Origin of the sequence: Myxococcus sp. XM-1-1-1 (assembly GCF_020037095.1) — a bacterium.
GTDB classification, from domain to species: Bacteria; Myxococcota; Myxococcia; order Myxococcales; family Myxococcaceae; genus Myxococcus; species Myxococcus fulvus.
The window spans coordinates 109,611-122,560 of record NZ_JAIQDH010000025.1; the positions used below are offsets into that span (position 1 = coordinate 109,611).

Annotated in this window: 10 protein-coding genes; 6 read left to right on the plus strand and 4 right to left on the minus strand. The window is 69.6% G+C overall.

The features are described 5' to 3' along the window. Window positions 1–22: 22 nt before the first annotated feature. The gene (locus K8640_RS35265; protein WP_141330773.1) at window positions 23–433 is read right to left on the minus strand and encodes a VOC family protein; all 411 of its coding nucleotides are present in this window, start codon (window positions 431–433) and stop codon (window positions 23–25) included. A 64-nt stretch (window positions 434–497) separates the two neighbouring features. Here K8640_RS35265 and K8640_RS35270 point away from each other — a divergent pair, with 64 nt between their 5' ends. The 4 genes from K8640_RS35270 (at window position 498) to K8640_RS35285 (ending at window position 7,999) form a co-directional block, all read left to right on the plus strand. Next, entirely contained in the window at window positions 498–1,448 is a 951-nt protein-coding gene (locus K8640_RS35270) for a hypothetical protein (RefSeq protein WP_223751095.1), read from the plus strand. A 154-nt stretch (window positions 1,449–1,602) separates the two neighbouring features. Further along, a complete protein-coding gene (locus K8640_RS35275) occupies window positions 1,603–4,920 on the plus strand; it encodes a C45 family autoproteolytic acyltransferase/hydolase (protein WP_223751096.1) in 3,318 nt (1,105 codons plus the stop codon). A 535-nt stretch (window positions 4,921–5,455) separates the two neighbouring features. Continuing rightward, the gene (locus K8640_RS35280) at window positions 5,456–7,660 is read left to right on the plus strand and encodes a M13 family metallopeptidase (protein ID WP_223751097.1); all 2,205 of its coding nucleotides are present in this window, start codon (window positions 5,456–5,458) and stop codon (window positions 7,658–7,660) included. Window positions 7,661–7,786: 126 nt separating this feature from the next. After that, window positions 7,787–7,999: a hypothetical protein gene (locus K8640_RS35285; protein WP_223751098.1), complete on the plus strand. Its 213-nt coding sequence runs from the start codon at window positions 7,787–7,789 to the stop codon at window positions 7,997–7,999. Window positions 8,000–8,032: 33 nt separating this feature from the next. Here K8640_RS35285 and K8640_RS35290 read toward each other — a convergent pair whose 3' ends face one another. Together K8640_RS35290 and rd are read right to left on the minus strand one after the other, a co-directional pair. Beyond that, window positions 8,033–9,667, minus strand: coding sequence for a fumarate hydratase (locus K8640_RS35290; protein ID WP_223751099.1), 1,635 nt, complete (start codon window positions 9,665–9,667; stop codon window positions 8,033–8,035). A 51-nt stretch (window positions 9,668–9,718) separates the two neighbouring features. Continuing rightward, window positions 9,719–9,892: a rubredoxin gene (rd, locus tag K8640_RS35295; protein ID WP_063789776.1), complete on the minus strand. Its 174-nt coding sequence runs from the start codon at window positions 9,890–9,892 to the stop codon at window positions 9,719–9,721. Between the two features lie 113 nt (window positions 9,893–10,005). On the opposite strand from rd, the gene K8640_RS35300 reads away from it, so the two are divergent. Both K8640_RS35300 and K8640_RS35305 read left to right on the plus strand, forming a co-directional pair. Further along, window positions 10,006–11,346: an OmpA family protein gene (locus K8640_RS35300; RefSeq protein ID WP_223751100.1), complete on the plus strand. Its 1,341-nt coding sequence runs from the start codon at window positions 10,006–10,008 to the stop codon at window positions 11,344–11,346. 57 nt (window positions 11,347–11,403) lie between these two features. Further along, window positions 11,404–12,171 carry a hypothetical protein gene (locus tag K8640_RS35305; protein WP_223751101.1) on the plus strand — a complete coding sequence of 256 codons (768 nt, stop codon included), beginning with the start codon at window positions 11,404–11,406 and terminating at the stop codon, window positions 12,169–12,171. A 3-nt stretch (window positions 12,172–12,174) separates the two neighbouring features. Here the strand turns inward: K8640_RS35305 and K8640_RS35310 are convergent, their stop codons facing one another. Further along, window positions 12,175–12,936 carry a murein L,D-transpeptidase family protein gene (locus tag K8640_RS35310; protein ID WP_223751102.1) on the minus strand — a complete coding sequence of 254 codons (762 nt, stop codon included), beginning with the start codon at window positions 12,934–12,936 and terminating at the stop codon, window positions 12,175–12,177. Window positions 12,937–12,950: the final 14 nt, after the last annotated feature.

Genomic DNA, 12,950 nt, shown 5'->3' on the forward strand with positions numbered 1-12,950 from the left:
GCGGGTCGCGCGCGTTCCCTGCCTACGCCGTGACGACCACCGAATCGGCCGAGCGCTTCGAGGGACCGTGGAACACGGCCTCGATGTTGTTCCCATCCGGGTCCAGCATGAACGCCGCGTAGTACCCCGGGTGGTACGGCCGCTCACCCGGCGCGCCGTTGTCCTTCCCGCCCGCCGCCAGCGCCGCCTCGTAGATGCGGTGCACCGTCTCGCGGTCCTTCGCCTGGAAGGCCAGGTGCACGCTGGAGGTCTTCGTCGAGCCCGGGTCCACCGGCGACACGAACAGCTCGTCCGCGAAGAAGTGCCCCGGCCCGTGCGCGCCGATGGGGATGCCCAGCACTCCCAGGATGGCCTGATAGAACCGCCGACTTGCCTCCAGGTCACGGGTGCGCAGGTGCACGTGGTCGAACATCCGGCCGCGATGGAATTCCATGGTTGCTCTCCGCCGATTTGTGCACCCCTAATGGGGTACGCGTGTGAGGAGGCGCGAGGCTGCCATGAAACCCCACTTCCTGACGTTCTTCTGTGAGCTGGCACCGGGCCCGCTCGGCGAACTGTTCGACACTGAAGGCGTCCTCGAGGACCTGCGCGAGATGCGCGCGGGCGTGAGCCTGGGGCTCGTGGATCTGACCGGCGAGCGCGCCCAGGTGGTCCGCCGCCTCAACCGCGAGGGCATTCCCGTCACCGCGTGGCTCCTGCTCCCTCCCGAGCAGGGCTACTGGTTCCACGCCGGCAACCTCGTGCAGGCCCGCGCGCGCTACGAGGCCTTCCGCACCTGGTCCTCCCAGCACGACCTCGAGTGGGCGAGCGTGGGCCTGGACATCGAGCCCGACATCGAGGAGCTGCGCCGCTGGGCCCGCGCGCCCCTGAGAAGCCTCCCGGGAATGCTGTCGCGCCTCATCCTGCGCGGAGGCCGCTCGCGCGACGCCAAGGCCGGCTACCGCGCGCTCGTCGAGCGCATCCGCGCGGATGGCCACAAGGTGGACACGTACCAGTTCCCCTTCATCGTCGACGAGCGCCAGGCGCGCTCCTCCGTCCTGCGCCGCGTGGCGGGCATGCTCGACGTGCCCACGGACCGCGAGGTGCTGATGCTCTACACCAGCTTCGTGCGCCCCCAGGGCCCCGCGCTGCTGTGGAGCTACGCGCCCGGCTCCACCTCCATCGCCGTGGGCAGCACGGGCGGCGGCGTGGAGCTGCCGGGGCTGCTCGCGTCAGCTCCGCTGGATTGGACCGAGCTGTCGAGAGACCTGCGACTGGCGGTGCGGTGGACGCACGACCTGCACGTGTTCAGCCTGGAGGGCTGCGTGAAGCAGGGCTTCCTGCCCCGGCTGCGCGACTTCAACTGGGACGCGCCCGTGGAGCCGCCCTGGGTGGACTCCCGGCGCGTGGACGCCGTGCGCCGGGCCGCGCGCAGCGTGCTCGGCGTGTCGGGCCGCCTGCTGCGCTGAAGCGAGCAGGGCAGCGCACATCCGGCGGGCGGGAAGGCGCCTCGCGTCAATGTGCGGCGGCGGACGGGAAGGGTTGACGCTCGGGGCGCACGGCAGTGTCATGCGCCCCGACTCCCCGAGCTTCAAGCCCCCGCAGGCTCGGGATGGGAACGCCATGACCGACTCCTGTCCGACGACGAAGCTCCTCGGCGCGCTCGTGCTCTCCACGAGCCTGCTCACGGCCGCCCCCGCCGTGGCCGCCGCGCCCGTCAACTCCACGACCGTCCCCAACGGAGGCTTCGAGACCGCGGGCGGCGCCTCGTCCGTGCCCGCGTTCTGGACGGCCCGGGGCTCGGGCAAGGTGTCCTCGAACGGCGCGAGCAAGGCGGAGGGCTCGCGCGGCCTGCTCATCGAGAGCCCGCAGGGCGGCGGAGAGACCACCGTCGAGTCCGGCGAGCTGAAGCTCCAGGTCGGCCAGCTCTACCGGCTGAGCGCGTGGGTTCGCACCCAGGGCGTCCAGGCGGACCCGCTCGCGCGTTATCCCACGCCCCACGGCGCGTGCGTCTCGATGAAGAGCTTCCCCTTCACCAACTGCACGCCCGCCACCAGCGCGGACGCGGGGGGCCGCGCCTCCGTCGTCTTCTTCGCCACCCAGGCCACGGACCGCGTGCAGCTCCACCTGGGCCGCAACGGCAAGGCCACCGGCTCCGTCTGGTACGACGACGTGCGCGTCGAGCCCGTGGAGGACATCAACGCGTACGTGCCGCTGGAGTCCGTGAGATGGGCGGGCAAGGGCTTCCGCTACGACGACGGCGGGTGGATCTACGTCCACATCGAGGGCGACCCGTACGAGCGCGGCCACCAGTTCGGTGAGCTCGTGCCGCAGGAGATCGTCCGCTACATGGAGAAGCTCGGCGTCCAGAAGGACAAGGCCGACCCGGCGAAGGGCTGGAGCCACCAGCGGCTGCTCGCGGACTCGCTCTTCCTGCGCAAGTTCGACCCCGAGTACCTGGAGGAGATGAAGGGCATCGCGGACGGCGCGAACAAGGCCGGGGCGAAGTTCAAGGACCGCCCGCTGGACCTCATCGACATCGTCACGCTCAACACCGCCGTGGACGCGGGCCAGCTCGAGGAGGCCAACCGCGCCACCTCCACCTCGCTGTCCGGCCGCACCTTCCTCAAGGCAGAGGACGAGGCCGAGCGCGGAGGGAAGGGGGACCACTGCTCGTCCTTCGTCGCCACCAGGTCCGCCACCAAGGATGGCCGCGCCATCATGGGGCAGATCTTCATGTGGAACGGCTACACCGGCGTCCACTGGGACGTGGTGCTGGACGTGCAGCCCACGCGCGGCCACCGCTTCGTGATGCAGACCTTCCCGGGCGGCATCCACAGCGGCGCGGACTGGTTCATCAACGCCGCGGGCATCGTCATCGGCGAGACGACGGTGGGCCAGACGCCGTTCGACCCGAACGGCACGCCGCAGAGCAACCGCATCCGCAAGGCCGCGCAGTACGCGTCCTCCATCGACGACGTCGCGCGCATCATGAAGGACCAGAACAACGGTCTGTACACCAACGACTGGACGCTCGCGGACACGAAGACGGACGAGGGCGCGTGCCTGTTGCTCGGCACGAAGAAGACGCGCCTGTGGCGCACCGGCAGCAAGGGCAACGCCGCCGACACGCCGGGCAACCTCAAGGACTTCATCTGGGCGAACAACAACAACCGCGACCTGGAGGTCCGCAAGGAGTCCGTCTCCAACCCGGACAACGCCCCCGCGGACCTGGCCTTCAACACGTGGAACCGCGACATCGCCTTCTGGGAGTACTACCAGCAGCATGGCAAGAAGGGCTTCGACCTGGACTCGGCCATCCGCATGCTGGCCTCCAGCCCCATCAACCGGCCCCACGCGTGCGACGGGAAGATCACCACGTCCGAGATGGCCGAGAAGATGATGTTCCTGGCCCACTACGGGAAGACGACGCTGCGCGAGAAGATGATCGGCAGCCGCTTCATGCCGGACCTGCCCGGCGCCACACCGCACCTGTCCCTGGGCTACACGACGTTCAGCCCGCTCTACGTCTCCGCGAAGCTCAAGCAGGCGCAGAAGACGTGGAAGGCGCCCGAGGAGCCGCAGGCCCTCAAGCGTGACTTCTCCCGCGTGAAGGACGCCGTCGGCTTCGACGAAAAGCTCCTGTGGTCCAACACGCTCTTCCCCGCGACGGATGGCGAGAACTGGCTGGTCAGCGGCACCGCCGCGTACTGGAAGCTGCTCAAGGACGTCTCCGGGCAGGAGGGCAAGCAGGACAAGGCGTTCGAGGCGCAGCGCGACGTGCTCGCGGACCTCAATGACCGCTTCCTCTTCACCACCTCGCGCGAGGCGGATGTCGCGCCGGCCACCGCGAAGACGGAGTACGGGCGCTACGGCACGTACCTGGTGCCTCGGGTCAAGGGCACCTTCGCGCTGCACCAGCTCCGCCTGCTCGTGGGCAACGAGGGCTTCAGCAAGGTGATGAACGCCGTGCACGCGAAGTACGCGAACAAGGACATCACCACCGCGGACTTCAAGCGTCTGGCGCAGGAGGCATCGGGCAAGGACGTGAGCGCCTTCGTCGGTCAGTGGCTGGAGCGCACGGGCCTGCCGCAGCCTCGCTTCAAGGCGAGCGCGGCGCAGGTGAAGGACGGCTACGAGGTGACGCTGAAGGTGGAGCAGCCGGGCCCCAAGCCCTGGCACTTCGTCACGCTGGTGGAGGTGCGCACCGCGAAGGGCTCCACGCTGGAGCGCATCGAGGTGAAGGCCGCCGCGAACGAGACCTTCGTCCTGAAGACGGCGGAGGCGCCGGTGCGCGTGGTGTTCAACGCGGGCAACGACGTGCCCGTGGTGCGTGAGCGCTTCCAGGTGCTGGGCAACCAGACGGACGCGTGGGAGCGGCTGCTGCTGGTGCACGGCACCGCGCGGCAGACGGAGTCCATGCGCACGCTGGCGCTGGGCTACCGCGAGGTGCTCGCGGATGTGTTCACCGAGCGGCTGGTCCCCATCGCTCCGGACGCCGAGGTGACGGACGCGCAGCTCGCGGACCGGGACCTGGTCCTCTTCGGTGGAGCGGAGGACAACGCGCTGCTCGCCCGGCTGGCCTCGGAGAAGAAGCTCCCGGTGGAACTGGGGCGGCGCTTCTTCCGATGGCAGGGGAAGACCTATGGCCGCCCGGATGACGGCATCGCGATGGCGCTGCCCAACCCGTGGAACCCGAAGCGCGCACTGTACCTCTACGTCGCCAACAGCGGCCTCCAGCTGTGGCAGATGACGCGGACCTATCAGCGCAACCTGCAGGGCTGGGCCGTGTTCCGCGGTGGGGACGTGGCCTCGAAGGGCTTCCACGACCTGGATGCCCTGTCCCAGGACGTCGCGGTGACGCCGGCTCCTGCCGCGCCCGCGACGCCGGCGCCCGCGACTCCCGCGCCCGTGCCGGCTCCGGTGATGGGGCAGCGCTGACGCATCGACCCCGAGGCGAGCCCTGGTGGAGGGCTCGTCGTCATGGGGGCGGTGGGCAGCGAACCCTGGTCGCCGTGGTGGACCGAGGGGCGAGCTCACCGGAAAGGCTCGGAGGGCGTCGAGACCAGGTGCGCCGTGGCGGACAAGGCGGCGAACCCTCCTGACGGGTTAGGGTCCGGGGCCGTCGGTGCCTGGTGCTTGTCCTCGAGGCGGACCGCCACGGGGGCAGGCGCCGTCGTGGAGGGGCGCTCTGGACGCCGTGGATGCGTCGACGGGCTCAGGTCGGCGCGTCCCGACGCGTCGCCTCACGGGAGCACTGTCCGCGCGCGGGCTCTCACGCTCGGAGCGACCCGCGAGGGGCTCGCTGGTCTGCTCTCACGGAGACCTGCGGGAGAGCCAGGAAAGAGGGGAATGGCCCGGATGGCACGACCCGAGGAATAGGGTGGCCGCCCGTGTGTTTTTCCCGCCTGCCTGGATGGACGCCGGCCCTTCGGGTCCGGCAGATTCCGGCGTCCCCCAATTCTCTCGGAGCCTCATGAGCCCCAAGAAGTTCATTGCCCACCGAGCCTGGGCCAGCAGCGCCCTCGGCACCCTCCTTCTGACTGGCTGCGCCAGCGCGCCCCAGCCCGCGCCCACCGCCGAGACGCCTCCGGCCGTCGAGGCCGCGCCCGCCGCCGAAGCGCCTCCCGTGGCCGAGGCCCCCGCCGCCGCTCCCGCGGCACCCGCCGCCGTGGCCGAGGCTCCCGCCGCGGCGCCCGTCGTCGAGGAGGTCTCCGAGGAGGCCGTGCGCCGGCTGGGCGTGGAGCTGAAGAACCTGGATCGCGCCGTCCGGCCGCAGGACGACTTCTACCAGTTCGTCAACGGCACCTGGCTGAAGACCACGCCCATCCCCGCGGACCGCGCTCGCTACGGCACGTTCATCGAGCTGGCGGACAAGTCCGAGCTGGCGATGCGCGCCATCATCGAGGAGGCCGCCGCCGCGAAGAAGCGCCCCGCGGGCTCCACGCCGCAGAAGGTGGGCGACCTCTACAACAGCTTCATGGACACCGAGCGCATCGAGAAGCTGGGCCTCAAGCCCATCGCCTCGGAGCTCTCGCGCGTCAAGGCGCTCAAGAGCAAGGCGGGCCTGCCGGAGCTGTTCGCGGAGATGCAGCGCAACGGCCTGCAGACGCCGTTCGTCATGTACGTGGGCCAGGACCAGAAGCAGGCCACGCGCTACATCGCTCAGGTCAGCCAGAGCGGCCTGGGGCTGCCGGACCGCGACTACTACACGAAGACGGAGCAGCGCTTCGTCGACATCCGCGCCGCGTACCTGACGTACATCGAGAAGCTGCTCACGCTGGCGGGTGAGAAGGACGCGAAGAAGGCGGCCGAGGACATCTTCGCGCTCGAGGCGAAGCTGGCCGAGAAGAGCTGGGACCGGGTGAAGAACCGGGACCGCGAGGCCACCTACAACCTGAAGACGGTCCAGGAGCTGGACGCGCTGACGCCCGGCTTCTCGTGGGCGCGCTTCCTGAAGGCCACCGGCGCGCAGAAGACGCCCGGCGTCATCGTCCGTCAGCCCGACTTCCTCCAGGCGCTGTCGCAGACGGTGGAGGCCACGCCGCTGCCCGTGCTCAAGCAGTACCTGACGTACAAGGTGCTGTCCGGCCGCGCGCCGATGCTGTCGTCGGCCTTCGAGCAGGCGTCCTTCGAGTTCTACGGCAAGACGCTGCAGGGCCTGCAGGAGAACCGTCCGCGTTGGAAGCGCGCGGTGACGGCGGTGGAGGGCTCGCTGGGCGAGGCCGTGGGCCAGCTCTACGTGGAGCGGCACTTCTCGCCGGCCTCCAAGCAGCGGATGCAGGAGCTGGTGGCGAACCTGCGCGAGGCGTTCCGTCAGGGCATCGACGGGCTGGACTGGATGAGCGCCGAGACGAAGGCGCAGGCCCAGGCGAAGCTGTCCAAGTTCAACGTGAAGATCGGCTACCCGGACAAGTGGCGTGACTACTCGCGCCTGAAGATCGTCCCCGGGGAGCTGGTGGCCAACGTGCGCCGCAGCGAGGTGTTCGACCACGCGTACATGGTGAGCAAGCTGGGCAAGCCCATCGACCGTCAGGAGTGGGGCATGACGCCGCAGACGGTGAATGCCTACTACAGCTCCACGATGAACGAGATCGTCTTCCCGGCCGCCATCCTCCAGCCGCCGTTCTTCAACCCGGATGCGGACGACGCGACGAACTACGGCGCCATCGGCGCGGTCATCGGCCACGAGTTCAGCCACGGCTTCGACGACCAGGGCAGCCGCTCGGATGGTGACGGCAACCTGCGCAACTGGTGGACGGAGCAGGACCAGGCGGGCTTCAAGCAGCGCACGGCGGTGCTGGTGGAGCAGTACTCGGGCTTCAGCCCGCTGGAGGCCATGAAGGTCAACGGCGAGCTGACGCTGGGCGAGAACATCGGCGACCTGAGCGGCCTGGCGGTGGCGTACAAGGCCTACACGCTGTCGCTGCAGGGCAAGGAGGCGCCCTCCATCGCCGGCTTCACGGGCCCGCAGCGCTTCTTCCTCGGCTGGGGGCAGATCTGGCGCGGGCTGTACCGCGACGATGCGATGCGCCAGATGCTGTTGACGGATCCGCACTCGCCGCCGCAGTACCGTGTCAATGGCGTGCTGCGGAACATGACGGAGTTCTACGAGGCGTTCGGCGTGAAGGAAGGCGACGCCGCGTACCTCGCTCCCGAGAAGCGCGTGAAGATCTGGTAGTGCGCTCCCATGCCCCACGGTCCGACCTGGACGGTGGGGTGTGGACGTGAGGGCGTGCCGGGGCCGGGTGGACAGGGGCTCGCGGATGTTTAGGCTGGGGGACTCCTGTCCCCGAGGTCTTGCTCCGTGAGCCCCATCCTGCTTCGGCTCGTCTGTGGTCTGTTGTTCTCCGCGCTGGTGTTGGGCGCCGTGGTGCGTCCTCCGGAGAACCTCACGCAAGGCCTGGGCATGTTGCTGCCCGCCAGCATGCTGCTCGGCGTGGCCCTCAAGGGCCCCCGGCGCAACCTCATCCCCAAGAAGAAGGCCGCGCCGGCGTCGCCCTCGCTGCCGGACGTCTGACGTTGAACCCGCCAGACGCCGGCGCGATGTGACTCAGCCCTTCTTCGCCGTGGGCTTGTTGATGTTGGCGAAGAAGTCGTTGCCCTTGTCATCCACCACGATGAACGCCGGGAAGTCGACGACCTCGATCTTCCACACGGCCTCCATGCCCAGCTCCTCGTACTCGAGGACCTCCACCTTGGTGATGCAGTCCTTGGCCAGTCGCGCCGCGGGACCGCCGATGGAGCCCAGGTAGAAGCCGCCGTGCTTCTTGCACGCATCCGTGACGGCCTGCGAGCGGTTGCCCTTCGCCAGCATCACGAAGCTGCCACCCTCCGCCTGGAACTGGTCCACGTACGCGTCCATGCGACCCGCCGTCGTCGGACCGAACGAGCCGGACGCGTAGCCCTCCGGCGTCTTCGCCGGGCCCGCGTAGTACACCATCCGGTCCTTCAGGTACTGCGGCATGCCCTCGCCCCGGTCCAACCGCTCCTTGAGCTTCGCGTGCGCGATGTCGCGCGCCACCACCATCGGCCCCGACAGCGACAGGCGCGTCTTGATGGGGTAGCGCGACAGCTCCGCCCGCAGCTCGCTCATCGGCCGGTTCAGGTCCAGCTTCACCACCTCGCCGCCCAGGTCCGAGTCCGTCGTCTCCGGCAGGTACTTCGCCGGGTCCGCCTCCAACTGCTCCAGGTAGACGCCGTCCCGCGTGATCTTCCCGAGGATCTGCCGGTCCGCCGAGCACGACACCGCGATGGCCACCGGACACGAGGCGCCATGACGCGGCAGGCGGATGACCCGCACGTCGTGGCAGAAGTACTTGCCGCCGAACTGCGCGCCGATGCCCATGCGCTGCGTCAGCTCCAGCACCTTCTGCTCCAGCTCCACGTCGCGGAAGCCCCGGCCCAGCGCGTTGCCCTCCGTGGGCAGCGTGTCCAGGTACCGCGCGGAGGCGTACTTCGCCGTCTTCAGCGCGAACTCCGCGGACGTGCCGCCCACCACGATGGCCAGGTGGTACGGCGGACACGCCGCCGTGCCCAGCGAGCGGATCTTCGCGTCCAGGAACGCCAGCAGGCTCTGCGGATTCAGGACCGCCTTGGTCTCCTGGTACAGGTAGCTCTTGTTCGCCGAGCCGCCACCCTTGGCCATGAACAGGAACTTGTAGGCGTCACCCGCCGTCGCGTAGAGCTCGATCTGCGCGGGCAGGTTGTTGCCGGTGTTGACCTCCTTGTACATGTCCAGCGGCGCCATCTGCGAGTAGCGCAGGTTGGACGTGCGGTACGTGTCGAACACGCCCCGGGAGATGGCCTCCTCGTCGCGCCCGTCCGTGAGGACGTGCTGGCCCTTCTTGCCCATGACGATGGCGGTGCCCGTGTCCTGGCAGGACGGCAGCACGCCACCAGCGGCGATGTTCGCGTTCTTCAGGAGCTCCAGCGCCACGAAGCGATCATTCGAGGACGCCTCGGGGTCCTTCAGGATGTTCGAGAGCTGGCCCAGGTGCCCGGGACGCAGCAGGTGGGCGATGTCGCGCATCGCCTCGCGCGTCAACAGGGAGATGGCCTCCGGCGCCACCTGGATGAAGGAACGCCCGGCGGCCTCGATGGGCGTGACGTAGTCCTTCGTGAGCAGGCGGTAGGGCGTCTCGTCCTTGCCCAGCGGAAGCATTTCCTGGAACTGAAAGTCGGTCATCTCACGGCCTTTTCGAGGAGTCTCCGGCGCCGAGGAGTAGCCCCCCGTGGCTCAGTCGTCCAGGGGTTCGAAGGAGGACTTCGGAGACATGCAATCCGGGCACATCCAGTCGTCCGGGAGGTCTTCGAAGGCCGTCCCCGGGGGGATGCCGGTGTCGGGGTCGCCCAGAGCGGGGTCATAGATGTGCTCGCACGCGGTGCAGCGGTAGCGCCTGGCCTTGGACATGGAGTGAGGATAGCGCGGTCTGGGAGGGGAGGGGGCCTGACGGTCGTCTGGTGGTCAGCTTGCCCGGCTGACAACTCGCGGAGGGCCCAGGTTGTGCGATGCTGTGGACCCCCGTGGCTTCCTCTTCCGTCCAAGTACTGTGGCTCGGCATCCTGGCTCTCGCGAGCGCCACGGCGCGCGCGGCCGAGCCCTCCTCCGTCGAGCAGCGCGCCCGCGAAGACCTGGACCGTCAGCTCCAGGCGCTGGTCAAGACGCCTCCGCCCGAAATCGTCATCACCTACGAGGGCCTGCCCGGCGCCGGCGGCGCGCGGGCCTACAAGCTCCTCGAGGTGGACTTCATCCTCAATGGCCAGCCGCTGGCGGTCCCCGGGCTGGACGTCCTCAGCGGCCCCGGTGTCCACCGGCTCGCGGCGCTCAAGGTGGACGAGGGCTCGTACACGCTGGTGTCGCGCGTCACCTACACCAACAACGACACGTGGAACCTCTTCAGCGAGGAGAGCGGCTTCCTCTGGAAGATGACGGCGTCCGTCACGTTCCAGGCGCAGAAGGGGCTGCGCATGAAGGTGCGGGTGCTCCCCGGCATCAACCCCACCGCGCCGGACCCCCGCCTCAAGCTGAAGCTCAACCATGACGTGTCGGCGGAGATGACCGCGCAGCTCGCGGACGCCTCGCTGGTCGAGGACGCGGGCACGCCCGCCGTGGTGGCCCGGGCGCCGGTGACGCTGCCCCTGCCGCCTCCGCCGGTGACGCCGCCGCCCACGACCCAGCCGCTGGCGATGGCGCCGCCCCCCGTGGCGACGCCGGAGCTGGGGCCGGTGGCGCCGGGCAAGCTGCTGTTGAAGGTGCTGTCGGGCAAGAAGCCGGTGGAGGCCACGGCGTATGTCCGGGGCAAGGGCGCGCCGCAGCAGGTCATCCTCGAGAAGAGCGCGAAGAAGCCCGTGCCGGTGATGCTGCCTCCGGGCGAGTACACCGTGGACGTGCTCTCCAAGGGCTTCCTGGCCCAGACGCGTCAGGTGAAGGTGACCCGCGAGCGCGAGGCCACGGTGTCCTTCACGCTGACGAAGGCGCCGGCGAAGAAGACGGCGCAGGCCAGCGTGAAGAACGAGCGGGTGGAGCTGCCCAAGCCGCCGCGCTTCGCGGAGAAGCAGGCCGCGCCGCGCAAGGGGTCCACGGGTGACATCGCGCTGCTGGTGGACATGCTGGTGCGGGACGAGTCGCTGAAGCTGCGGCTGGAGGGGCACACGGACAACCGCGAGGCGCCCGCGACGGCCCGGCAGGCGCTCTCCGAGGCGCGTGCGAAGGCCCTGGCGGACGCGCTGGTGCGCGAGGGGCTGAATCCCACGCGCATCGAGACCGCGGGCCTGGGGGACACCCGTCCCAAGGCGCCCAACCTGATTCCTCGCGGCCGTGAGCTGAACCGCCGCGTGGACATCGTGCTGGTGCGCGGCAAGTAGCGCGGGCCGCGCCCGCGTCCCCGGATGGGCTAGTGTCTCCCTCGAAGGGGGGAGTCCATGCGTGCCATCTGCTTCACGGGAGTGCTGCTGCTAGGCGGTGCGGTCCTCGTCACGTCGTGCGCCGGAGCCGAGCCGGAGGAGACAGCGACGGTCTCCAGTCAGCGGCTCGAGGCGTACCGGGAGCCCGACTCGGAGGTGTACGTCGTCGAGGGTGACCTGGCCTTCGATGGCGCGTCGGCGCTCCGGGCGTACCTGGAGCCTTCGGAGGGGCCGGGCCTCGTGGTGGGCTGTCCCGAGGGTGTCATCGTCAAGTGGACGCCCTCCGAGGCGCGCGACCTGCGCTACTGCGTCAGCACGGCGTTCGGTGCGAGGCACGCGGTGGTGGTGAACGCGTTGAACCAGGCGGCGGCCGCGTGGGAGGCGGCGGCCAACGTGGACTTCATCCACGCGTCCAGCTTCGACGGCGCGTGCACGGCCTCGCAGGCAGGGGTCATCTTCGATGTCCGTCCCGTCAACGGCGCGGCCTACTACGCGCGGGCGTTCTTCCCGAACGCGGCTCGCTCGGCGCGCAACGTCCTCATCGACACCACGGCCTTCGGCTCCATCGCGCCGTACACGCTGGCGGGCCTGCTGCGGCACGAGTTGGGACACGTGCTGGGCTTCCTGCACGAGCCGAGCGCCACGTGTCCGGGGCAGGCCAACACATGCCCGCTGACGGACCCTGACCCGGCCTCGGTGATGCACTATCCCGGGTGCGGACGCATCGCGGGCGATCTGGTGCTGAGCCGCTTGGATGCCCAGGCCGCGGGCTTCTTGTACCCGTAGGCGTCAGCGGCCCGCGGCGCGCGGCTTCGGGGCGGGCGCCACGCGGTACTCGCCCGTCTTCGTGTCGATGCTCGTGCGCGGCACCCGCCGGCTCTCCTCGAACCCGGTATACGCGGGCGCGAGGCTCCGCCAGAGGGCGAGGAGCTTCGCGTCCGTCCCCGCCTGGGCCTCCAGCGCCGTCATCCCCGCCGCGTCGAGCCTGCGCGGGAAGATGTGGATGATCGGGTCCCGCTTCGTGTGCGCGCGCGTGTCGAGGGCCATCAGGTACAGCTCCTCGATGGGGCCGTCCTCGATGGCGATGCACCCGATGCTCACGCAGTCCCCGTGCACGTAGATGTCGCCGCCGAGCGAGACACCGGGCGTCTTGTGGTGCTTGTCCGCCGCGTTCGGATAGCTGACCCGCATGGACAGGTGGTAGCTGCTCACCGGGTTGAAGAGGTCGATGGTGTAGAAGCCCTCGGGGACCTGCAGGTCTCCCTGCCTCCGCTTGGGGCCGAGCTCGCCGGACGCGGCGCAGAAGGGATAGGTCCGCACCTTCACCAGGGGCCCGTCCTTCGGACCCGCCCAGACCTCCAGCTCGCGCTCGTGCTTGAAGGCCCGCACGTAGAGCTGCTCGGTGGGCCACGGGGTCTTCGCCGCGGCGAAGAGGGCGGTGACGTCCTTCATGCGGCCCTGGCGCGCCGTGGCGACGCGGTCCTTGGCCTGCGCGCCCAGCGCGACGAGGACGCCCAGGAGGCTGACGATTCGGAAGAGGGAAGGGCTCATCGCGGCTTGGACAC

Excerpts from the sequence above, each read along its gene's own strand:
- K8640_RS35265 (WP_141330773.1), bottom strand. The coding sequence starts at position 433 with ATGGAATTCCATCGCGGCCGGATGTTCGACCACGTGCACCTGCGCACC.
- K8640_RS35270 (WP_223751095.1), top strand. The coding sequence starts at position 498 with ATGAAACCCCACTTCCTGACGTTCTTCTGTGAGCTGGCACCGGGCCCG.
- K8640_RS35275 (WP_223751096.1), top strand. The coding sequence starts at position 1,603 with ATGACCGACTCCTGTCCGACGACGAAGCTCCTCGGCGCGCTCGTGCTC.
- K8640_RS35280 (WP_223751097.1), top strand. The coding sequence starts at position 5,456 with ATGAGCCCCAAGAAGTTCATTGCCCACCGAGCCTGGGCCAGCAGCGCC.
- K8640_RS35290 (WP_223751099.1), bottom strand. The coding sequence starts at position 9,667 with ATGACCGACTTTCAGTTCCAGGAAATGCTTCCGCTGGGCAAGGACGAG.
- rd (WP_063789776.1), bottom strand. The coding sequence starts at position 9,892 with ATGTCCAAGGCCAGGCGCTACCGCTGCACCGCGTGCGAGCACATCTAT.
- K8640_RS35305 (WP_223751101.1), top strand. The coding sequence starts at position 11,404 with ATGCGTGCCATCTGCTTCACGGGAGTGCTGCTGCTAGGCGGTGCGGTC.
- K8640_RS35310 (WP_223751102.1), bottom strand. The coding sequence starts at position 12,936 with ATGAGCCCTTCCCTCTTCCGAATCGTCAGCCTCCTGGGCGTCCTCGTC.